General features: G+C 67.7%; 18 protein-coding genes. 8 read left to right on the top strand and 10 right to left on the bottom strand.

Annotation, left to right across the window (positions count from 1 at the left end):
- Positions 1–971: 971 nt before the first annotated feature.
- From ACTOWK_RS22895 to ACTOWK_RS22880, 4 genes are all read right to left on the bottom strand, one after another.
- Positions 972–1340 carry a hypothetical protein gene (locus tag ACTOWK_RS22895; RefSeq protein ID WP_441332386.1) on the bottom strand — a complete coding sequence of 123 codons (369 nt, stop codon included), beginning with the start codon at positions 1338–1340 and terminating at the stop codon, positions 972–974.
- 185 nt (positions 1341–1525) lie between these two features.
- Positions 1526–4075, bottom strand: coding sequence for an ATP-dependent helicase HrpB (gene hrpB, locus ACTOWK_RS22890; RefSeq protein WP_441332385.1), 2550 nt, complete (start codon positions 4073–4075; stop codon positions 1526–1528).
- A gap of 143 nt (positions 4076–4218) precedes the next feature.
- On the bottom strand, positions 4219–4704 hold the full coding sequence (locus ACTOWK_RS22885) for a hypothetical protein (protein ID WP_441332384.1): 486 nt from the start codon (positions 4702–4704) through the stop codon (positions 4219–4221).
- Positions 4705–4859: 155 nt separating this feature from the next.
- Entirely contained in the window at positions 4860–5303 is a 444-nt protein-coding gene (locus tag ACTOWK_RS22880; RefSeq protein ID WP_441332383.1) for a hypothetical protein, read from the bottom strand.
- A gap of 241 nt (positions 5304–5544) precedes the next feature.
- Between ACTOWK_RS22880 and ACTOWK_RS22875 the strand changes: the two genes are divergently transcribed.
- A complete protein-coding gene (locus ACTOWK_RS22875) occupies positions 5545–6339 on the top strand; it encodes a TatD family hydrolase (protein ID WP_441332382.1) in 795 nt (264 codons plus the stop codon).
- Between the two features lie 56 nt (positions 6340–6395).
- On the opposite strand, the gene ACTOWK_RS22870 is transcribed toward ACTOWK_RS22875, so the two are convergent.
- Complete coding sequence (locus ACTOWK_RS22870; RefSeq protein WP_441332381.1) at positions 6396–6845, bottom strand: hypothetical protein; 450 nt, start codon at positions 6843–6845, stop codon at positions 6396–6398.
- Positions 6846–7035: 190 nt separating this feature from the next.
- On the opposite strand from ACTOWK_RS22870, the gene ACTOWK_RS22865 reads away from it, so the two are divergent.
- Positions 7036–7908, top strand: coding sequence for a hypothetical protein (locus ACTOWK_RS22865; RefSeq protein ID WP_441332380.1), 873 nt, complete (start codon positions 7036–7038; stop codon positions 7906–7908).
- 88 nt (positions 7909–7996) lie between these two features.
- On the opposite strand, the gene ACTOWK_RS22860 is transcribed toward ACTOWK_RS22865, so the two are convergent.
- The 4 genes from ACTOWK_RS22860 to ACTOWK_RS22845 form a co-directional block, all read right to left on the bottom strand.
- A complete protein-coding gene (locus tag ACTOWK_RS22860; RefSeq protein ID WP_441332379.1) occupies positions 7997–8506 on the bottom strand; it encodes a hypothetical protein in 510 nt (169 codons plus the stop codon).
- A gap of 81 nt (positions 8507–8587) precedes the next feature.
- Complete coding sequence (locus tag ACTOWK_RS22855; RefSeq protein WP_441332378.1) at positions 8588–8728, bottom strand: hypothetical protein; 141 nt, start codon at positions 8726–8728, stop codon at positions 8588–8590.
- Positions 8729–9378: 650 nt separating this feature from the next.
- Positions 9379–10188: an ABC transporter permease gene (locus ACTOWK_RS22850; RefSeq protein WP_441332377.1), complete on the bottom strand. Its 810-nt coding sequence runs from the start codon at positions 10186–10188 to the stop codon at positions 9379–9381.
- Entirely contained in the window at positions 10185–11171 is a 987-nt protein-coding gene (locus tag ACTOWK_RS22845; RefSeq protein WP_441332376.1) for an ABC transporter ATP-binding protein, read from the bottom strand. Before ACTOWK_RS22845 ends, ACTOWK_RS22850 begins: the two co-directional genes overlap by 4 nt.
- Before the next feature lie 226 nt (positions 11172–11397).
- Between ACTOWK_RS22845 and ACTOWK_RS22840 the strand changes: the two genes are divergently transcribed.
- The 4 genes from ACTOWK_RS22840 to ACTOWK_RS22825 all read left to right on the top strand — a co-directional run bounded on the left by ACTOWK_RS22840 (position 11398) and on the right by ACTOWK_RS22825 (position 15977).
- Entirely contained in the window at positions 11398–12144 is a 747-nt protein-coding gene (locus ACTOWK_RS22840) for a ferredoxin--NADP reductase (protein WP_441332375.1), read from the top strand.
- Between the two features lie 276 nt (positions 12145–12420).
- The gene (locus tag ACTOWK_RS22835) at positions 12421–13914 is read left to right on the top strand and encodes an alpha/beta hydrolase (protein WP_441332387.1); all 1494 of its coding nucleotides are present in this window, start codon (positions 12421–12423) and stop codon (positions 13912–13914) included.
- A gap of 132 nt (positions 13915–14046) precedes the next feature.
- The gene (locus ACTOWK_RS22830) at positions 14047–14793 is read left to right on the top strand and encodes an ABC transporter ATP-binding protein (RefSeq protein ID WP_441332374.1); all 747 of its coding nucleotides are present in this window, start codon (positions 14047–14049) and stop codon (positions 14791–14793) included.
- Positions 14790–15977, top strand: a complete 1188-nt coding sequence (locus ACTOWK_RS22825) for an ABC transporter permease (RefSeq protein WP_441332373.1) — start codon at positions 14790–14792, stop codon at positions 15975–15977. The genes ACTOWK_RS22830 and ACTOWK_RS22825 overlap by 4 nt, the downstream gene beginning before the upstream one ends.
- Positions 15978–16133: 156 nt before the next feature.
- Here ACTOWK_RS22825 and ACTOWK_RS22820 read toward each other — a convergent pair whose 3' ends face one another.
- Complete coding sequence (locus ACTOWK_RS22820; RefSeq protein WP_441332372.1) at positions 16134–17129, bottom strand: TonB family protein; 996 nt, start codon at positions 17127–17129, stop codon at positions 16134–16136.
- A 501-nt stretch (positions 17130–17630) separates the two neighbouring features.
- Between ACTOWK_RS22820 and ACTOWK_RS22815 the strand changes: the two genes are divergently transcribed.
- Both ACTOWK_RS22815 and ACTOWK_RS22810 read left to right on the top strand, forming a co-directional pair.
- Positions 17631–18701, top strand: a complete 1071-nt coding sequence (locus ACTOWK_RS22815) for an SPFH domain-containing protein (RefSeq protein WP_441332371.1) — start codon at positions 17631–17633, stop codon at positions 18699–18701.
- On the top strand, positions 18701–19804 hold the full coding sequence (locus ACTOWK_RS22810) for a hypothetical protein (RefSeq protein WP_441332370.1): 1104 nt from the start codon (positions 18701–18703) through the stop codon (positions 19802–19804). Before ACTOWK_RS22815 ends, ACTOWK_RS22810 begins: the two co-directional genes overlap by 1 nt.
- The last annotated feature ends 563 nt before the right edge of the window (positions 19805–20367 follow it).

The raw sequence follows: 20367 nt of genomic DNA, 5'->3' as shown, positions 1-20367 counted from the left end.
CTGGACATCCGTATGCCGGCGGAGGTGTTTCTGGAGAAGCTTTACAGGCGGCCGGTGAACTTCTCTATTGAGGACGTGCTTGCGGTGGGGTGATGCACTTGGATGTTGACTCCGCATAACCAAAGAAGTTGCTTTGTTTTGAATCACCAGCCCGCACGAGCGATGCATCCGCGGTGATTTTTCATACGGGACATCCCTGTCCCGATGAAAAACGGCCTGCATCCATGCAGGCCGCCCTCCGGGTCTTCGACTGCCTTCGCTAGTGCGAGACCGCGCACAGCAACAGCAACAGCAACAGCAAAATCTTTACGGCAACGGCAACGGCAACGGTAGCGTGCTGTTGCTGTTGCTGTTGCCGTTGCCGTTGCCGTTGCCGTTGCCGTTGCCGTTAGAGCTTGGCGCAGCGACGAGCTCGCGAGGACGCTTGGAGACCCGGAGGGCGCCGCACAGGACGTGCGGCGTTTTCCGATAAGACAGGGACGTCTTATCGGAAAATCCCGGCGCGAGCTGCGTACTCGCAGGGGAGCTTCGTCAAGGAGAGCCCTTCTCTTTGGTTATCTTTCTTTTGGGCTCAGCAAAAGAAAGTAACCCGGCCGCGTTAGCGGACGGAAGCTCTGCTCTTGCTCAAGCTTCTCTCTGCTCTTGCTCAAGCTTCTAAAGAAACAAGATCAAACGCCTAAAGCTTCCGCCACTAAAGCGGCGGACGGAAACTTTGCTTTGGCCTTTATCCGATCGATGCGCCGCAAGACCGTCACCTCGCGGTCGCGGCTCGCGCCGCTCCTACCCTTTCGGTCGCCGGGAAGTGACGAAACCGAAAGCACACGATCACCTTCGGCATACCCCAAACGAACAAGGCCGGCGCTCGCGCACCGGCCTCGATGTATGACGGTTTCAAGCGACCGCACTCGCAATCCGGCTACGGCGCAACCACCCGCCGATGCCCGATCACCCGGCCCACTCCAGCCCCGCGCTTACTCGCTGGCGCTCTCTTCGCTGGCGGCCTTGCGCGTGCCCGACTTGCGGCGCGAGCCGTTGCCATCGGCGCGGCGCGCATCGATGCGGCGCGCGCTGCCTTCGATCGGGTCGCCTTCGGCCTGCTGCTTCGCTTTGCGGCGCGCGGCGGCGTACCAGAGCAGGCCGGCACCGGCCACGGCAGCGACCGCGATCACCGGGTTGCGGCGGATGAAGCCGCCGGCGGTGCGCGCGCCGGTCTTCAGCGCGCCGAGCTTGACGCCGGTTTCCAGCCACTGGCCAGCCTTGGGCACGTGCTGCTTGATGTTGTCGCCGACCGACGACACCAGTTCCAGCGCGCGGTCCGGCAATGAAGTGAACTTGCTCATCGTGTCGATCCTGTGACGAGAGAAACAGGTTCCAGTGTCGACGCGGAACCGTTGAAATTCTGTGAGCGCAGTCGCGCCGGACCGGCTGGCTGCTGAATACGGCGAGGTATCGACCACTTCGGCGATAGCCCATGCACGGCCCATCGCCGGTTGAAGCATCGGCGTCTCGTGCGACGCCAAGCCGCTCAGGTGCCGCGCGGCTTGGCGCGATGAGTCGCGGTCGCTGTCCACGGGTCGTCGGGCCAGGGGTGCTTGGGGTAACGCCCCTTCATTTCCTTCTTGACCTCGGGGTAGGTGCGCTCCCAGAAACCGCGCAGGTCCTGGGTGACCTGCAACGGCCGGCCGGCCGGCGACAGCAGGTGCAAAGTCAGCGGTACGCGGCCTTCGGCGATGCGCGGGGTATCGGCCAGCCCGAACAGCTCCTGCAGTTTCACCGCGAGTACCGGCGCGACGGCGGCGCCGCGTCCATCGGCGGCATGTTCGTCGTAGGCGTAGTCGATGGCGCGCTCCATCCCCGACGGCACCACCATGCGGGTCGGCGCAAACGCATCGAGCCGCTGCCGCCACGACCAGTCCGAAAGCGAGCGCAGGGCCTCGCCGAACGCGCCTTCGTCCAGCGCATCGAGACGGGTCTTGCCGCGCAACGCCGGCTTCAGCCACTCGTCGAGGCCGGCCATCAAGGCCTCGTCGGACAGATCGGGCAGCGCATTGTCGCCCTGGGCCAACTCGGGCATCCATTCGCGCAGGCAGCGCACGCGCGCACGCCACTGGCGCAAGCCGCCGGTCCACGGCAGCGCGTCGAGACCAAGTTGGCGCACTGCGTCGATCAGGGCATCGGCGTAGCGCGAGGGATCGGGTTTGGCCAGCGGACGGCTGTCGAGCACGATGCGGTCGTAGCGGCGCTCGCGCACCGCCGCGATCGCGCGCGCGGCGGCATCCCACACCACCCGGTCCTCGCTGACGAAGCGCTGCGGGAACTCGCGTTCCAGGCGCGCCTCGTCGAGCGGCGAGGCGCGCAGCACGCGCGCATCGCGCGGGTCGTCGCGCAGTTCGCTGATCACCAGCCAGGGTTCGCCATAGACCGCACTGTCGTCGAATAACTTGGCGCTGCGGCCGTTGGCGAGCTGATAGCGGTAAGGGTCGCTCGGGTGCTGGCGGGCGATGCGGTCCGGAAATGCATGCAGCAGCAGATCGCCGAGGGCGTGCGCGGGCACCTGAGTCGGCGGTGTCGCATCGACGCGCAAGCGCCGGCGCCATTGTTTGGCCGCCTGGTCGAGCGCGGCCAAGGCCGAACGCGAGGCCTCGGCCGGTGCGCGGCCCTGGCGGAACGCGGCCAGCGCCTGCCAGCGCGCGGCCAGCGCGTCGCCGCCGCTGCGCAGCGGGTCGCGCGCTTCGATCAAGGCGGCCAGATCGCCGGCCAGGGCGCGTTCGCGCGCATCGCTGGGCGCCAGCAGCATCGCCGCCAGGCGCGGATGAGTACCGAGCGCGAGCATGCGCCGGCCGAACGCGGTGATGGTCGGCGCCGCATCGCCGCGGCCGGCTTCGAGCGCGCCGAGGCGCAGCAGCAATTCGCGCGCCGCGCCCATCGCGCCACTCGGCGGTGCGTCGACGAAACGCAGGCCGGCATCGCCCCAGGCAGCGAGTTCCAGCGCCAGCCCGGCCAGTTCGACCTGGGCGATCTCGGGCCGGCGCTGCGGTTCCAGGCGTTGCGACTCCGGCCACAGCCGATACGCCCAGCCTTCGGCGACCCGGCCGGCGCGACCGGCGCGCTGGTCGGCCGAGGCCTGGGCGATGGCGACCACGTCGAGCCGCGAGAAACCGCTGTTGGGGTCGTAGCGCGGCTCGCGGGCGAGGCCGGCGTCGATCACCACGCGCACCCCGGGCAAGGTCACGCTGGACTCGGCGACATTGGTCGCCAGCACCACGCGACGGCGGCCGTCGGGATCGGGCTGCAGGACCCGGGTCTGTTGCTCGACCGGCAGTTCGCCGTGCAGGCTCAATACGTCGATACCGCGCAGCGCCTCGCTGCCGGCGAGAGCGGCCTCGGCGCGCGCGATCTCGCGCTGCCCAGGCAGGAACACCAGCAGGTCGCCGGGATGCTGCTGCAAGGCATGCTCGACCGCGCGCCGCAGTTGCTGTTCGAGTTTCTCCTCGCGCCGCGCCGGGTAGTGCGCGAGCGTCACCGGATAGCTGCGCCCGGCGCTGCTCAGGCGCGGCGCATCGAGAAACTGGGCCAGGCGCTCGCCGTCGAGGGTCGCCGACATCACCACGATGCGCAGGTCCTCGCGCAGCGAGGCCTGCACGTCCAGGGCCAAGGCCAGGCCGAGGTCGGCGGCAAGGTGACGCTCGTGGAATTCGTCGAACACCAGCGCGCCGACGCCTTCCAGGCTCGGGTCGTCCTGGATCATCCGGGTCAGGATGCCTTCGGTGACCACCTCGATGCGGGTCCGCGCGGAGACCTTGTTCTCGAAGCGGATCCGGTAGCCGACGGTCTCGCCGGCGGCCTCGCCGCGTTGCCGCGCCATGAACTGCGCGGCGGCGCGCGCGGCGACGCGGCGCGGTTCCAGCATGACGATGCGCTGGCCTTGCAGCCACGGCGCATCGAGCAGGGCCGGCGGCACCTGGGTGGTCTTACCGGCACCGGGCGGCGCCTCCAGCACCAGGCGCGGATGCGCGGCCAGGCTGTCGCGGATCGACGGCAGCAGGGAATCGATCGGGAATTCGGCGGCGTTCACGCGCGCAAGGATACGGTGCGCGGCGCCGATGCGTCTGCACGGTGCCGCGATCCGTTACCTCGACGACTGCGCGTTCGCTGCACTCGGCGATCAGCACGCGATCGTCAACGACCGCCATCCGCGGCCGCTGCGTCCGAGCGCGATCACTCCTTTTCTTCGAACTCGCCGCAGCCGTACAGCATCCTGCCGCCGTCTTCCATGTCGCCGATGAACACCAGGATCGCCTGCGAGTATGTCTTTTTCTTGGTGTCCTGGCAGGGGGCGCCCTTCGGGCTGGGCGTGACCATGACCAGGAGCTTCTGCTGTTTCCCGGCGACCGACGCTTTGGCCGACAACGCGTACTTGCCGACCATGCCCTTATAGCCGGGCTTGGGATCGATCGAGGTCAGGGTGCCGTGGGATGCCGGGACGCCGCGCGGATTGTCGAGGTCGAAATCGACCTTGCCGGGCGCGCTGCGTTGCAGCGAGATCGTCCAGCTGTCCCGACCGCTCTTGCCTTGTTGATCGTAGTTGCCGCCGTCGAAGGCCTGCTCGGGAAAATCGAACTTGGTTTGAGCCGAAGCCGGCAGCGGCAGGCAGGCGATCAACGCCGCCAGCCCCAGCGCGAAGATCGTGGACGAGATGCGCATCGTGGTTCCCCCATGGCGACCGGCCGGCCGCCTTCGAAGGGCATAACGCCGGGTCGCCGCGGTCGTGAATCCGCCGCCGCGGTCGGCGCGGCGGAACCACGAGGCGAAGTACTGCAGCAGCGCTCGCGTTGGTTACATGAATGCAGCCGCCGGACTCAATCGAAGTCGCCGCAGCCCCGCCAGGCTCCGCCGTCGATGATGACGAGGACGGCGTGGTTGTAGTTCGTGCCCGTGTTGTCGCTGCAGCGCCTCGACGGCGGGGTCGGCGCCACCAGTAATGTCAGGATCTTCGGCTCGCCGGCGACCGTTGCGGTGCCGGACAGGCCGTACTTGCCGCGCAGGCCGCGCTCCCTGAGCTCGGGATCGACCGAGACCAGCGTTCCGCGTGCCGTTTGGGTGCCGCGCGGCTGCTCCAGCACGAAATCGACCTTGCCGGGCGCGGTGCGCTGCAAGTAGATGCTCCACTTGGCATCGCCGCCCTTGAAGCTGGTCGGCGGGAAGTCGTACTGGCCGGCCGGTGCCTGCGCGGGCGTGGACATCGGCAGACAGGCGGCGAGACAGGCCAGCGCGAACGCGGCCTTGGCGGATATCGACGGCATTGGTTTCCCCTGTGGCGGCCGATCGGCCGCCGTTGAACTGGATCACGCGAGCGCCAGGCGGGTTCGCATCCGCGCGCGGGCACCGGTCGAGCCTGCGCACCGGTAATGACGTCGTGCGGGCGCAGGGACGGCCAGGGAACGTCGTCGCCGGCGGCCGCCGACGGTGCCGACGGCGGCGGAAACTTGGGCTGGCCCGGCCCAGCGCCTACACTGCGCGCTGCTTTCCGCAGTATCTCCACCCATGCAACTGATCGACATCGGCGCCAACCTCACCCACGACAGCTTCGACCACGACCGCGACGCCGTGCTGCAACGCGCGCGCGATGCCGGCGTGTCGCGCATGGTGATCACCGGCGCCAGCCGCGAGCATTCGCCGCAGGCGCTGGAACTGGCGCGCCGCCATCCGGGCGAGCTGTTCGCGACCGCCGGCGTGCATCCGCACCATGCCAGCGAGTACACCGCCGAATGCGACGCCGAGATGCGCGCATTGCTGGCGCACGAGGAAGTCGTGGCGGTCGGCGAATGCGGTCTGGATTATTTCCGCGACTTCTCGCCGCGCCCGGCGCAGCGGCGCGCCTTCGAAATGCAGTTGCAGACCGCGGTCGACACCGGCAAGCCGCTGTTCCTGCACCAGCGCGATGCGCACGCCGACTTCATGGCGATGATGCGCAACTTCGACGGCAAACTCGGCCCGGCGGTGGTGCATTGCTTCACCGGCACGCGCGAGGAGTTGTTCGACTGCCTCGACCAGGATTGGTACATCGGCATCACCGGCTGGCTGTGCGACGAACGCCGCGGCCTGCACCTGCGCGAGTTGGTCAAGCACATTCCGGCGTCGCGGCTGATGATCGAAACCGATGCGCCCTATCTGTTGCCGCGTACGGTCAAGCCGGCGCCGTCGCACCGGCGCAACGAACCGATGTACCTGGCGCATATCGTCGAAGAGCTGGCTCGCGATCGCGGCGAAGACGTCGCGACGACCGCGGCCAACAGCACCGCGGCCGCCACCGCGTTCTTCCGCCTGCCGGCGGCGTAACTGCGCACGCCGCCGGTCGAAGCCCTCAGGCCGGCCGGCTACTTCATGGTGAACGGTCACTTCATGGTGAAGTTGCCGCAGCCCTTCCATTGCTTCCACTGCCCGAGCTTGGCCGGCGTCAGCACGACGACGTAGGTGTAGGGGCCGTACTTGCCTCGGGCGCTGCCCTTGGCGTCCTTGCACTGTTTGCCGAGTGGCACAGGCACCAGCTTCACGGTCAGATCGGTCGCAGCGGCGCCGGTACCGAGCTTGCCCACGAGCAGGTAATCGCCCATGGCCGAGGCCGCTTTCTGCCGCAGCTTGCCTTGCAACGACCCTTTCGACTCGGGCACGGTCAAGCTGTAGTCGACCGACAGATCCCGCTGGGTGAGCATCGCCACGTTCCAGTTGACAACGTCGCCGCCGCGGAACGCCGGTGCGGGAAAGGTGATCTGCTGTGCGGATGCGGGCGCAGCCGCGAGGGCGGCGGCCATGGCCAATCCGGCAGCGGCGAACATGATGCGCATGGGAAACTCCTGTGAGGGGCGACGTCGTGCCGCCGGTACCGCTACCAACGAGCCTGTACCGTGCCCGTGAAGCCAACGCAGCGCAGCGCCGCCTGCGGACACACGTCCTGGGACGGCGACGGCGCAGGCACTAGACTGGGCCGCTCTCGCCGCCTCCCCGCCTGCTTCCTGCCCCCGAAGGATCGACTTCATGGATCACCCCGCATCGCGGTCGCCTGCCTGGTTTCCGCTCGCGCTCGCCGCCTGCGTGTTCGTGCTGACCGCTGCGTTCTTCCTGGTCTCGCAGATCGAGCATCCCCTGCCCGAGGGCGCCGACGGCGCCAACCCACAACTGTTCGCCTGGCTGGAGTGGCTGTGCGGCATCGGCCTGCTGATCGGCGTCAACCTCGCCCTGGCCAGCGCGATCATCGCGCGCCGCGGCCCGCCGCAACGCGCCTGGGCCGCGCTGTTGGTCGCGGTGGCCCTGGTGTTCGGCCTGGGCTATCTGTGGTCGATCGCGGTCCTGCAATCGATGCAGGCGCTGAGCGACAGCGTGCCGGCAATCGAACTGTATCGCTGGCTGCCGCCGCTCAACGCCGCCAAGGTGGCGATCACCTCGGCGATCGGCCTGACGATCGCCTTCGCGGTCGGCGGACGCGGGCCGACGCCGGTGGTCTGGAGCGGCGGGCAGCGGCGCCTGCTCGGCGCATTGGTCGCATTCGGCGTCTGCACCGGCGTGCTGTTGTTGCTGCAGCACACCGCCAGCCGCTTCACCGCCTTGAGCGATAGCGACCAGCGCCATGGCATGACCGTGGCCGCGCTCGGCATCGGCGCCCTGCATGGCCTGTGCTGGGCGCTGCTGCCGGCGCGCCGCGGCAGCGGCACCATGCCGGCCCTGATCTCGGCCCTGCTGACACCGCTGCTGATCGCGCTGCCGGCACTGCCGCTGGTGCTGTTGGGCGACAAGCTCGGCCTGGCCGAGCTGCTGGTCATCGTATTGTTGCTGCTGTTCGCCGCACCGGTGCTGGCTTCGCTGCTGGTGGTGTGGCTGCATCGCAGACGTTACCCGGCGGTGCAAGCCTGATCCACTGCGAGGTCGCACGGCGAACGTGCCCCTCGCAACTGACTCGCTCGCAGCGGGCCGTTCGTTTCAGCGGGACGCGGCGCGGCGATCAGTACATCGCGAGGTCGCCGCAACCGCGCATCGGCGGCAGGCCGTCGACGGTGACCTGCACGCTGTGCCTGTGCGGGCGGTCGGCGTCGTCGGTGCAGTCCTTGCGGCTGATTTCCACCACCATCGGCTTGGCGCCCTGCGGGGTCGTCAGCTCGCCGCTCAACACGATCAACGAACTGGGCGCGTCGGCCGGCTGGCCCTTGTAGTCGACCGTACCGCTGGCCTTCTCGCTGCCGCTGCCCCAGGTCAGCTCGACCTGGTGCGACATCTCGCCGGTGGCCTGGATGTCGATGCCCCAGTGTTCGCCGAAACCCTTGAACGCCGGCACCGGACTGACCTTGCCGACCTGGTCGGCACCGATCTTGCCCATCGGCCGGCCCGCCGGCTCCGGATCGTCCGCCGGCGTCGCGGCCGCATCGGCGCTCACCGTGTCCTTGGCCTGTTCGGGCGCCGCACAACCGGCGGCGAAGGCGATCGACAGGATCGCAGCGAAAGGCAGCAGGCGCATGGGGTTCTCCTGGTTAACGTGGGACCGGTCCATCGCGGCCGGTGCGTGCAGGGTTGTAACGCAGCAATGGTGCACACGGGGTCAATGGCGCTGCGCGCACTCAGTCGCGGCGATGCCGCCGTTGCCGTTGCCGTTGCCGTTGCCGTTGCCGTTGCCGTTGCCGTTGCCGTTGCCGTTGCCGTTGCCGTAAAGATTTTGCTGTTGCTGTGCGTCGCCTCGCACTAGCGAAGGCCATAGAAGACCCGGAGGGCGGCGCGCAGGGATGCGCGCCGTTTTTCATCGGGACAGGGATGTCCCGTATGAAAAATACCCGCGGAAGCACCGTTCGTGCGGGCCTGTGATTCAAAACAAAGCAACTTCTTTGGTTATGCACTGACCAGGACCAAGTGCATCACTCTTCATCTGATGACCCGCTTTTTCCTAGGCGGACGGCAAATCAGAAATTCTCGACTGATCAAAGGCTTACTCTGAATCAAGGCCGGTTTACCAGGGAGGAGGTTTAAGCCTTTGATCCGCTTGGGTGATGCACTTGTACCTTGAGAGTGCATTACCTTTCTTTTGTTGCTTTAGACAAAAGAAAGTAACCCGCCGCTTTAGTGGCGGAAGCTTTTGGCGTTTGATCTTGATCTTGTTTGAAAGAGACGCCGCAAGACCGCCGCAACGCGGTCGCGGCTTGCGCCGCTCCTACCCTGACGGGCTACGGCTCGTTTCAGCGCGAGATTGAGAGGTCGCGGTCGCGGCTTACGCCGCTCTTACCCTCGCGATGGCTCACGCCTTTGATCGATGAGAAGGCGTTGCGGACTTTGCGCGTCCCTTGGTCGCGACTCACGTCGCTCCTGCATGGGCAGCGAGGCAGCAACGCCGGCGCAGCCTCAGCTGCGCAAACCCACGCCGCGCTTGAGCAACCACAACGCCAACGACGACAAGGCCACCACGAAACCGATCATCAACCCGTACGCCACCCACAACGGCACGTCGCTGCTGCCGAGCAGGCCGTAGCGGAAGGCGTTGACCATGTAGAAGATCGGGTTGGCGTGGGTCGCCGCCTCGGCCCAGGCCGGCAGCAGTTTGACCGAATAGAACACGCCGCCGAGGTAGGTCAGTGGGGTCAGGATGAAGGTCGGCACGATCGCGACGTCGTCGAACTTCTTCGCATACACCGCGTTGACGAAACCAGCCAGCGAGAAGATGGTCGCGCCCAGCAACACCGTGGTCAGGGTCACCAGCGGATGCGGCACGCGCACCGAGGTGAAGCACATGGCGATCAACAGCACGATCACGCCGACCATCAGGCCGCGCAGCACCGCGCCGGCGACGTAGCCCCACAGGATCACCCAGTTCGGCATCGGGCTGACCAGCAGCTCCTCGACGTGGCGGCCGAACTTGGCACCGAAGAAGCTCGAGGAGATGTTGCCGTAGCTGTTCTGGATCACGCTCATCATCACCAGGCCGGGGACGATGAACTCCATGTAGCTGTAGCCGCCCATATCGCCGATACGCGAGCCGATCAGGCCGCCGAAGATCAGGAAGTACAGGGTCATGGTGATCGCAGGCGGCACCAGGGTCTGGCCCCATATGCGCAGGATGCGCATCACTTCGCGGCGGACGATGGTGCCCAGCGCGACCAGGTTGCGGCGCATCGGGGTGGGTTCGGCGACGGTCGCGGGCAGGGTCTGGCTCATGCGGCGGTCTCCGTCTGGGCGGCCTCGGGCTGGTTGATCATGCGTACGAACAGTTCTTCCAGGCGGTTGGATTTGGTGCGCATCGAGCGCACCCGGATGCCGGCCTCGCCCAGTGCGGCGAAGACCCGGTTGAGGTCCATCGCGCGCGGCATTTCCAGGTCGAGGGTGTGATCGTCGGTGGCGACCACGGTGGTGCCCTCGATCTGCGGCAGCGCCGCCGGCAGCACGCCGTCGATGTCGAACAAAAAGCCCTCGACGTCGAGCATCGCCAGCAGGGTCTTCATCGGCCCCTGTTGGACGATCCGGCCCTGGTCGATGATCGCCAGGTTGCGGCACAGGTTTTCGGCTTCTTCCAGGTAATGGGTGGTCAGGATGATGGTGGTGCCGGCGGCGTTGATCTCGCGCAGGGTCTTCCACATACCGCGGCGGATCTCGATGTCGACGCCGGCGGTGGGCTCGTCGAGGATCAGCAGGCGCGGCCGGGTCATCATGGCGCGGGCGATCATCAGCCGCCGCTTCATGCCGCCCGACAGGGTGCGGCTCATCATGTTGGCCTTTTCCCACAGCTGGGCGCGCTTGAGTTCTTCCTCGGCGCGCTGCAGCGCGACCGCCCTCGGCACGCCGTAGAAGCCGGCGTAATTGACGAGGATGTCCAGGGGTTTCTCGAACATGTTGAAGTTCAGCTCCTGCGGCACGAGCCCGATCAGGCGCATCGCCGCCCCGCGCTGGGTCTGCAGGTCGGTGCCGAAGATCGATACCGAGCCCTCGCTGAGGTTGACCAGCGAGCTGACGATGCCGATCAGGGTCGATTTGCCGGCGCCGTTGGGGCCCAGCAGGGCGAAGAAGTCGCCCGGGGCCACGTCCAGGGACACGCCCTTGAGCGCCTGGACGCGGTTGTCGTAGGTCTTGCGCAATGCGCGCACGCACAGGGCCGGCACCGGCTCGGCCGATGCCGCTGGGGAGGCGGCCTGGGACTGGGTCATTCGGAGTGTTCTCGGGAAGCCTGGCCGCGGGCCCCGCGGCGAATGCCTTAGTATAGGCGGCCCCGCGGTGGCGCTCCGGTCACAGACTGTTGCGAATTCCCGCGTTGCGCAGCGCCGCACAGTCCCCAGACTTTGCACTGGACGGCCGCCCCGACCACCGCCCGGCCGCCCTGCGCGCCCGAACGCCCACGCGCCTTGTCAGGCACGACCCAGAAGCACGATCTCCATGAAGCAGTTTCCGCTCAAACTCGTTTCGCGCCGGATGTTGGCCCCGACCGTCGGCCACTACGTCTTCCTGCGCGACGACGGCGAGCCGCTGGATTACATCCCCGGCCAGTTCATCCAGGTGCACTTCCAGTACGCCGACGGCACCGCGACCAAGCGCAGCTACTCGCTGGCGAACATCCACGACCACGCCCTGGGCGCGGGCGAGACGGTCGAGATCGCGGTCAGCTACGTCGCCGGAGGCGCTGCGACGGCGTTGTTCGAGGGCATGGGCGACGGCGATCTGGTCCAGGCGAGCGGGCCGTTCGGCCGCTTCTGCCTCAACCCGGCCGACACCAATCGCCGCTACCTGCTGATCGCCACCGGCACCGGCGTGACCCCGTACCGGGCGATGCTGCCGCAGTTGGAAGCGCTGATCCGCGAGCGCGGCATCGAGGTCGTGCTGCTGTACGGCGCACGCTCGCCGGTCGAACTGCTGTACGGCGACGACTTCCGCGCCTTCGCCGACCGCCATCCGAACTTCCGCTTCGTGCCCTGCTTCTCGCGCGAGCTGCCCGAGCAACCGCATGCGGACGTGCGCCACGGCTACGTCCAGCAGTTCCTGGAAGAGTTCGCGCCGAACGCCGACGGCGACATCGCCTATCTGTGCGGCAACCCGAACATGGTCGACACCTGCTTCGAGGCGCTCAAGGGCTACGGCCTGCCGGTGCCGCAGATCCGCCGCGAGAAGTACGTCTCCTCGAAGTAAGCGCCCAGCGCGCGACCCGGCGCCGCAGCGCGGAGCCGGGCACGGCGACACCGGCGCCATTGCGCCTGTATCCCGATTCGATCCGGCTCCAGCGCCCTCCCCGACTTCGAGCGCAGAACCTCGCGTCGAAGTCCGTGCATTCCGTCCGGTCACATTTTTCCCATCGCCGCCGTCTGTCATTCTTGAAGGCGCACCGCCTGGGAACGAGAAACGGACATGCACCCATTTCGATACGGATACCGACCGCGCAGCCTCGCGGTCGTCGGACTCGCCGCGATGCTCGCGGCGGCCGCACTGAGCGGCTGCGGCCGGGCCGGCTCCGCCGACCACGGCGCCAGGCGCGACGACACCAGCGCGGCCAAGCGCCACTACGGCCGGATCGTGTTCGATCCCTGCACCCTGTCGACGCCCTACACCAGCGGCACCATCGCGGCGCAATGCGCGCAGTTCGAAGTGCCGGAGAACGCCGCCGAGCCCAAGGGCCGCAAGCTCAAGCTCAACCTGGCCTGGTTGCCGGCCACCGACGAGGCCGGCGTCGCCGAAGACCCGGTGTTCTTCCTCGCCGGCGGCCCAGGCCAGGCCGCGACCGAATCCTGGCCGAGCGTCGACGGGGCGTTCCGCGAGGTGCGCAAGCATCGCCATATCGTCCTGATCGACCAACGCGGCACCGGCAAGTCCTCGCCGCTGGCCTGCCGCGACGCCACCGGCGAAGACGCGCCGCACCGCGACGAGGCCGCGCAGTTCGACGCCGCCGTGCAGGCGGTCGAGCGCTGCGCCCGGCAACTCAAGGTCGACGCCAGCCGCTTCACCACCAGCGACGCGATCGCCGACCTCGACGCGGTGCGCGCCGCGATCGGCGCGGCCAAGATCGACCTGGTCGGCATCTCTTACGGCACCCGCGTCGCCCAGCAGTACGCCGCGCGCTACCCGCAGCACACCCGCAGCGTGGTGCTCGACGGCGTGGTGCCGAACGAGCTAGTGCTCGGCAGCGAGCATGCGCGCAACCTCGATAACGCCCTCGCCCTGCAGTTCAAGCTGTGCCAGCAGGTCCCGGCCTGCCGCGCGCGCTTCGGCGCCGATCCGCGCGAGCAACTGCGCCAGCTGATGGCGCGCCTGCAGACGCCGGTCGAAGTCGATTACCGCGATCCGCACACCGGCGAACAGAAACGCGCGCCGATCAGCGCGGTCCAGGTCGGCATGCTGACCCGGATGTTCTCGTACGCACCGGAAGCCGCTTCGCTGTTGCCGCTGGTCTTGAACGAAGCCGACCAAGGCCGCTATGCGCCGCTGATGGCGCTGTCGAAGATGATCGAGAGCCAGCTCAACGACGAGCTGAACTACGGCATGCAGCTGTCGGTGATCTGCGCCGAGGACGCCGACCTGCTCAAGCCCGACCCGAGCGATGCCGATACCGTGATCGGCGACGCCATGAGCAAAACCCTGGTCGCGCAGTGCAAGGTCTGGCCGACCGGGTCGCGGCCGAAGGATTTCCACGCGCCGTTCAAGTCGGACCTGCCGACCCTGCTGCTGTCGGGCGAGCTCGACCCGGTCACGCCGCCGCGCTACGGCGACCAGGTCGCCAAGCACCTGCCGAACGGCCGTCATCTGATCCTGCGCGGTCAGGGCCACGGCGCGCTGCGCATCGGCTGCACGCCGAAGCTGCTCGGCCAGTTCGTCGAAACCGCCGATGCGAAAGAGCTGGATGCGCGCTGCCTCGATGCGCTCGGCTACGTGCCGCCGTTCGTCTCTTTCAACGGCTGGGAGCCGTGAGCCCGATTCGGATCTAGGGGAAACAGGACGACAGGACCAGCGCAGCGAATGCCTTGCGAGTCCCGAGTCCCGAAACCCGAGTCCCGAATCTCAGCTCCGAGCCCCTAACCCCGAAACCCGAGTCCCGACATCATGATTTCAGCTCACGATCTGCATAAAAGCTTCAAGACCAAGACCGGTACCGTCCATGCCGTGCAAGGCGTCGACTTCGAGGCCGGCGACGGCCAGATCACCGGCCTGCTCGGCCCCAACGGCGCCGGCAAGACCACCACCCTGCGCATGCTCTACACCTTGATGCGGCCCGACCGCGGCGAGGTACGCGTCGACGGCATCGACGCCGGCCGCGACCCGGCCGCGGTGCGGCGCGCACTCGGCGTGCTGCCGGATGCGCGCGGCGTCTACAAGCGCCTGACCGCGCGCGAGAACATCGCCTACTTCGGCGAGCTGCACGGCCTGTCGCGCGGCCTGATCGACGAGCGCACCCGCGCGCTGTCGCAGGCGCTGGACATGGGCGACATCCTCGACCGCCAGACCGAAGGCTTCTCGCAGGGTCAACGCACCAAGACCGCGATCGCCCGCGCCCTGGTCCACGACCCGCGCAACGTGATCCTGGACGAACCCACCAACGGCCTGGACGTGATGACCACGCGGGCGATGCGCGGCTTTCTGCGCGGCCTGCGCGAGGAAGGGCGCTGCGTGATCTTCTCCAGCCACATCATGCAAGAGGTGGCGGCGCTGTGCGACCGCATCGTCATCATCGCCAAGGGTCAGGTCGTGGCCGCCGGCACCGCCGACGAGCTGCGCGCGCAGACCGGCCAGGACAATCTCGAAGACGCCTTCGTCCAGGCGATCGGCAGCGACGAGGGCCTGCACGCATGAACACCTCCGCCTTTTCCGCCATGTGGGCGGTGATCCGCAAGGAACTGCGCGACATCTCGCGCGACCGCCGCACCCTCGCCATCGCCCTGTTGCTCGGGCCGCTGCTGTATCCGCTGCTGATGCTCGGCATGGGCGCACTGGCCGAGAACCGCGCGCGCACCCAGCTCGACACCGAACTGCGGGTCCCGGTGCGCGGCGCCGAATACGCGCCGAACCTGATCAAGTTCCTCGCCACCCAGAACATCGTCGCGATCGCGGCGCCGGCCGATCTGGACGCGGCGATCCAGAACCAGGACCACGACGTGGCCCTGATCGTCGCCAAGGACTACGCCGAGAACTGGAAGCAGGGCGAGCCGGCCCTGGTCGAGATCGTCCAGGACAGCACCCGCCGCGACGCCGAGATCCCGAGCCGGCGCGTGCGCGCGGCCCTGGAGGGCTACAGCCGCCAGGTCGGCGTGCTGCGCCTGCTCGCCCGCGGCATCGCCGCGACGGTCGCCCAGCCGGTCAACGTCGGCGACCGCGACGTCGCCACGCCCGAGGCCAAGCGCGGCCTGGTGCTGTCGGCGCTGCTGCCGTACCTGCTGATCATGACCTCGTTCATCGGCGGCGCTTACCTGATCATCGACGCCACCGCCGGCGAACGCGAACGCCAGTCGCTGGAGCCCTTGCTGGCCACCCCGGCCTCGCGCGGCTCGATCGTCAGCGGCAAGATCGCCGCGGCCTGCATCCTCGGCCTGCTGTCGCTGTTGCTGACTCTGTTCGCCTTCAAGCTCAGCTCGCAGATGAGCAGCGGCAGCGGCCAGATGCTCGACGTCAGCCTGCCGGCGATCGGCCAGATGCTGCTGATCCTGATGCCGATGTCGTTCATCGGCACCGCCCTGCTGACTTATCTCTCGGCCGCGGCCAAGAGCCTGAAGGAAGCGCAGAGCCACATCACCTGGCTGATGCTGATGCCGCTGTTGCCGACCTTCGTGTTGATGGTCAACCCGCTCAAGACCCAGCTGTGGCAGTTCGCGGTACCGTTCCTGGCGCAGAACCAGTTGCTGCTCAAGGTGATCCGCGGCGAAGCGATCTCGGGCCAGATCTGGGCGGTCTATCTGGCCACCGCCTTCACCCTGGCGGCGCTGTTGTGGTTCGCGGCGGTGCGCCGCTATCACAACGAGACCCTGGCGATATCGGGTTGATCAAGCACCTATAACCGGTTCGATCCGGTTCGATCCAGGTCGGCTGCATCGAGGCCCTGGATCGAACCCCACCGCTGCGACACCCGGCAACACCAAGAAAAAGCCCGGCGCGAGCCGGGCTTTTTCGTTCTGCGATGACCGCGGGCGCCGCGCAGATCAACCGCCCGGGTTGAAGCCGATCGTGCGCCGGGTGGTGACCTGGCTCGGGACCGGCTGGAAACGCCACTTGCGCACCGCATTGACGGCTTCGCGATCGAACACGCGGGCCGGGTTGGAACGGACCACGCGCGCGGCGGTGACCGAACCGTCGGTGCCGACGGTGAACTCGACCTGGACCTCGCCCGACTGACCGGCGCGCAGGGCTTCCGGCGGGTAACGCGGGGCCGGGGTCGATACCGCACGCAGTTCGCTGGCCGGGGTCGCGGTCGACGCCGTCGCCGCACGTTCGGTCGCGGCCGGACGATCGGCGCTGCGTTGCTCGCTCGCACGCTGTTCGGCGGCGCGTTGCTCGGCCGCACGCTGCTCGGCTTCGCGCTGCGTCGCCGCCTGGCGTTCGGCGGCCTGCTGGGTCGCCAGTTGCTGGGCGGCCTGCTGTTGCTGCTGCTGTTGTTGGGTCTGGCGCTGCTTCTCCACCTCAGCCTGCTTCTTGAGCTGCTCTTCGGCGGTCAGCTTTTCCTGCTCGGCGCGCTTGGCCAGGGCGTCCTGCGAGGTGCCGATGCTGGCCTTCAGGCGGGCGACCGCCGGATGCTGCGGGTCGGCGCGTTCGATCAGCGCGGCCAGGCGTTGGGCTTCGGCGAAGTCCTCGCGGCCCACGCTCTGTTCGGTCGCGATGACCGTCATCGGCAGCAGGTCGGTCAGCGCGCTCGAGGCCACGGCGTCGGCCGGGGCTTTCTCGCGCAGGGCGAGGTAGTACTCGACGGCGTTGTCCTCGGCCGGCGCGTACAGGCGGTTCTCCACATAGGCCTTGCGGGCGGCCTCGCGCAGTTGCTCGACCGACAAGGCCGAGACCTTGGCCGATACGGCGGTCTGCGCCGTCACCGCCGGAGCGGTGGCCGCGGTCGCGGGCGCCGCGTCCGTGGCGGGTGCGGCGTCTTCCTTCTTTCCGCAGGCCGCCAGCGCGCATCCCAGCGCGATCACGGCGGAGACCTGCATTACAGCGGACAGCCGGCTGTTACGCCGGTCATTGTTAGCGACGATCATTGGCAAAAACTCCCCTGAAGTACGCGAGACCCGTCCGATACGGGGCCGGGCGCACGCCCGATAGGACGCGCTACGGAGCCGCGTTTGTCAAGCGTTCAGGTTGGCTGGGGGCCCCGGGATAGGCGTCAGACATGGAGTGTGCCACCCATCGCGCCCCGGACCGATACCGGGTGTGTCGGTTCGCGCCCCTGGCGCGACGGATTGCACAAATTTCGTCACCCGCCGGCGCCCGGGCCGAGGCGACGTCGCGGCGATGCAACATGGTGCGCGGCGCGGGTCTGTGCCGGCCCGGCCGGGACCCGGCGGAGTCGCCGGTTCGCGATCGCTCTGCCCGCCCCCCGCCCTCGATCGGGTTTGGGTCCGAACGCGGCACGCCAGCCGCCCGGGTCCGCCCGTCGCCGGCTTCACCTCGGCCTGCACTAGAATCGCCGCACCACAGGCAGGGAGCGGGACATGAGCATTCTGGGTTTCATCAAGGGCGAGCTGCTGGAGATCATCGAGTGGACCGATGATTCGCGCGACACCCTGTCGTTCCGCTACCCGGACGACGACAAGGAGATCAAGAACGGCGCCCAGCTGATCGTGCGCGAGTCGCAGCAGGTGCAGTTCGTCGCCGCCGGCCAGTACGCCGACCTGTTCGGACCCGGCAAGCACACCCTCAAGACCGAGAACATCCCGGTCCTGTCGACCATCCTGGGCTGGAAGTACGGCTTCAACTCGCCGTTCAAGTGCGATGTCTACTTCCTCAACACACGCTTGTTCACCGGCAACAAGTGGGGCACCTCGAACCCGGTGATGATGCGCGACGCCGACTTCGGCGTGGTCCGCCTGCGCGCCTTCGGCACCTACGATTTCCGCATCGTCGACGCGCCCAAGTTCCTCAGGGAAGTGGCCGGCACCGACCAGAATTTCCGCCTCGACGAATTCGCCGACACCATGCGTTCGCGCATCGTCAGCGTGTTCACCGAAGCCCTGGCGACCGCCAACGTGCCGGCGCTCGACGTGGCCTCGCGCTACGGCGAGCTCGGCGACGCACTGCTGCCGATCATCAACCCGGCCATGACCGGCAAGTACGGCATCGAGATCACCGCCTTTGTGCTGGAAAACGTCTCGGTGCCGCCGGAAGTCGAGAAGGCCATCGACGCGCGCTCGAGCATGGGCGTAGTCGGCAACCTCAACGACTACGTGAAGTTCCAGATGGGCCACGCCATGGGCCAGGGCGGCGAAGCCGGCGCGGCCGCCGCGGTGCCGGCGCAGATGGCCGTCGGCTTCGGCATCGCCCAGGAAATGATGCGCAGCATGCAGAGCGGGCAGACGCAGGCTCCCGCGGGCGCGACTCCGCCGCCGGTGCCGGGGGCGGCCAACGCGCTTGAGGTGCTGACGCCCGAGCAGGCCGCCGCCGCGCTCGGCGTCTCGGTCGAGGACGTCATGGCCTCGATCGCCTCGGGCGAGCTCAAGGCCCGCAAGATCGGCAGCGCCACCCGCATCGCCAAGGCCGCACTCGAAGAATTCCTGCGCGGCTGATGGACAACGCCACTGTCGGCAAGCATCCCTGCCCGGAGTGCGGCGGGGATCTGCAATGGAATGCGGCCAAGCAGTCCCTGGCCTGCCCCTACTGCGGCACGATCGTGCCGTGGTCGCCTGCGCAGGAAGCGCTGGGCGAGCAGGTCGTGGAACTGGACTTGGTCAGCGCGCTCGCCCAGCACCCCAGCGACCAGCGCGGTTACGGCGGCGGCGGCGAACGCCGCGAAGTGCAATGCCAGAGCTGCAAGGCGATCTCGGTGTTCGTCGACGGCAAGGTCGCGCAGCGCTGCGAATTCTGCGGCTCGCCGGCGGTGATCGACCACGAATCGCTCGGCGATGCGATCACCCCGCAGAGCCTGCTGCCATTCAAGGTCAGCGACGGCCAGGTGCGCGACATCATCCGCAAGTGGTACGGCACGCGCTGGTTCGCCCCGAACCGGCTCAAGCATGCGGCCCTGACCGACACCCTCAAGGGCGTGTACCTGCCGTACTGGACCTTCGACGCCCACGTCTCGGCGGACTGGACCGCCGAAGCCGGTCACTACTACTACGAAACCGAGAGCTACACCGAGAACGGCCAGCACAAGACCCGCCAGGTGCGCCACACCCGCTGGGAATCCGCGGCCGGCTCGTTGCAGCACTTCTTCGACGACGACCTGGTGCCCGGCACGGTCGGCGTGCATGCGAACCTGCTCGAACAGATCGGCCAGTTCCCGACCACCAGCGACCTCAAGCCCTACTCGCCCGAGTTCGTGCGCGGCTGGATCGTCGAGCGTTACCAGGTCGACCTGCGCGCCGCCTCGGTGCTCAGCGAAAGCTCGATGCAGGAGCAGACCCGCAGCCTGTGCTCCGCGCAGGTCCCGGGCGACACCCAACGCAACCTGCAGGTCGACGCCACCTATCGTGGCCGCACCTTCAAGCACATCCTGGTCCCGGTCTGGTTGGTCAGCTACACCTACGGCTCGCGCAGCTTCCAGGTCCTGGCCAACGGCTACACCGGGCAACTCGCCGGCGAGCGCCCCTATAGCTGGGTCAAGATTTTCTTCGCGGTGTTGGCGGCGTTGATCGCGGCGGTAGTGGTGTTCGGGGTGTTGGGGCGCTGATCGGTGTGATCGTCGTGTCGCAGTCGCGTCTCGCTCTTGCAGGGTAGGAGCGGCGCGAGCCGCGACCACGGGACGCGCAGAGGCGACAACGCTGACGTCGCTCGTCGAAGCGGCGTACTTCCGCGGGGTAGGAGCGGCGCAAGCCGCGACCAAGGGACATGCAGAGGCGACAACGCCAATGTCGCTCGTCGAAGCGACGTACTTTCCGCGGGGTAGGAGCGGCGCGAGCCGCGACCAAGGGACGCGCAGAGGCGACAACGCCGACGTCGCTCGCCGAAGCGACGTACTTCCGCGGGGCAGGAGCGGTGTAAGCCACGACCGCGTCCTTTCGATCCTGCGGCGCATCGCTCGAGCGAGATCAGGATCAAACGCTAAAAGCTTCCGCCACTAAAGCGGCGGGTTACTTTCTTTTGTCGAAAGCAACAAAAGAAAGGTAATGCGGAGTCAATATCCAAGTGCATCACCCCGAAGCGTTTTTCAGTCGCTCATAAAGCACCTCAGCCGGCGAGCGCCAATCCAAGGTTTTGCGGGGACGATTGTTCATCTCCCAGGCCACCTTGCTG

Source organism: Lysobacter sp. CA196 (assembly GCF_052078695.1).
GTDB lineage: Bacteria > Pseudomonadota > Gammaproteobacteria > Xanthomonadales > Xanthomonadaceae > Lysobacter.
The sequence above is the reverse complement of the archived record's forward strand: the minus strand, read 5'-3'. Positions and strand labels throughout refer to the sequence as shown.

Bases quoted from the DNA above. Each gene is read 5' to 3' on its own strand.
- ACTOWK_RS22830 (WP_441332374.1), top strand. From the start codon at position 14,047: ATGATTTCAGCTCACGATCTGCATAAAAGCTTCAAGACCAAGACCGGT.
- ACTOWK_RS22810 (WP_441332370.1), top strand. From the start codon at position 18,701: ATGGACAACGCCACTGTCGGCAAGCATCCCTGCCCGGAGTGCGGCGGG.
- ACTOWK_RS22860 (WP_441332379.1), bottom strand. From the start codon at position 8,506: ATGCGCCTGCTGCCTTTCGCTGCGATCCTGTCGATCGCCTTCGCCGCC.
- ACTOWK_RS22880 (WP_441332383.1), bottom strand. From the start codon at position 5,303: ATGCCGTCGATATCCGCCAAGGCCGCGTTCGCGCTGGCCTGTCTCGCC.
- ACTOWK_RS22835 (WP_441332387.1), top strand. From the start codon at position 12,421: ATGCTCGCGGCGGCCGCACTGAGCGGCTGCGGCCGGGCCGGCTCCGCC.
- ACTOWK_RS22870 (WP_441332381.1), bottom strand. From the start codon at position 6,845: ATGCGCATCATGTTCGCCGCTGCCGGATTGGCCATGGCCGCCGCCCTC.
- ACTOWK_RS22825 (WP_441332373.1), top strand. From the start codon at position 14,790: ATGAACACCTCCGCCTTTTCCGCCATGTGGGCGGTGATCCGCAAGGAA.
- ACTOWK_RS22885 (WP_441332384.1), bottom strand. From the start codon at position 4,704: ATGCGCATCTCGTCCACGATCTTCGCGCTGGGGCTGGCGGCGTTGATC.
- ACTOWK_RS22865 (WP_441332380.1), top strand. From the start codon at position 7,036: ATGGATCACCCCGCATCGCGGTCGCCTGCCTGGTTTCCGCTCGCGCTC.
- ACTOWK_RS22850 (WP_441332377.1), bottom strand. From the start codon at position 10,188: ATGAGCCAGACCCTGCCCGCGACCGTCGCCGAACCCACCCCGATGCGC.
- ACTOWK_RS22815 (WP_441332371.1), top strand. From the start codon at position 17,631: ATGAGCATTCTGGGTTTCATCAAGGGCGAGCTGCTGGAGATCATCGAG.
- ACTOWK_RS22840 (WP_441332375.1), top strand. From the start codon at position 11,398: ATGAAGCAGTTTCCGCTCAAACTCGTTTCGCGCCGGATGTTGGCCCCG.
- ACTOWK_RS22895 (WP_441332386.1), bottom strand. From the start codon at position 1,340: ATGAGCAAGTTCACTTCATTGCCGGACCGCGCGCTGGAACTGGTGTCG.
- ACTOWK_RS22845 (WP_441332376.1), bottom strand. From the start codon at position 11,171: ATGACCCAGTCCCAGGCCGCCTCCCCAGCGGCATCGGCCGAGCCGGTG.
- ACTOWK_RS22820 (WP_441332372.1), bottom strand. From the start codon at position 17,129: ATGCAGGTCTCCGCCGTGATCGCGCTGGGATGCGCGCTGGCGGCCTGC.
- ACTOWK_RS22875 (WP_441332382.1), top strand. From the start codon at position 5,545: ATGCAACTGATCGACATCGGCGCCAACCTCACCCACGACAGCTTCGAC.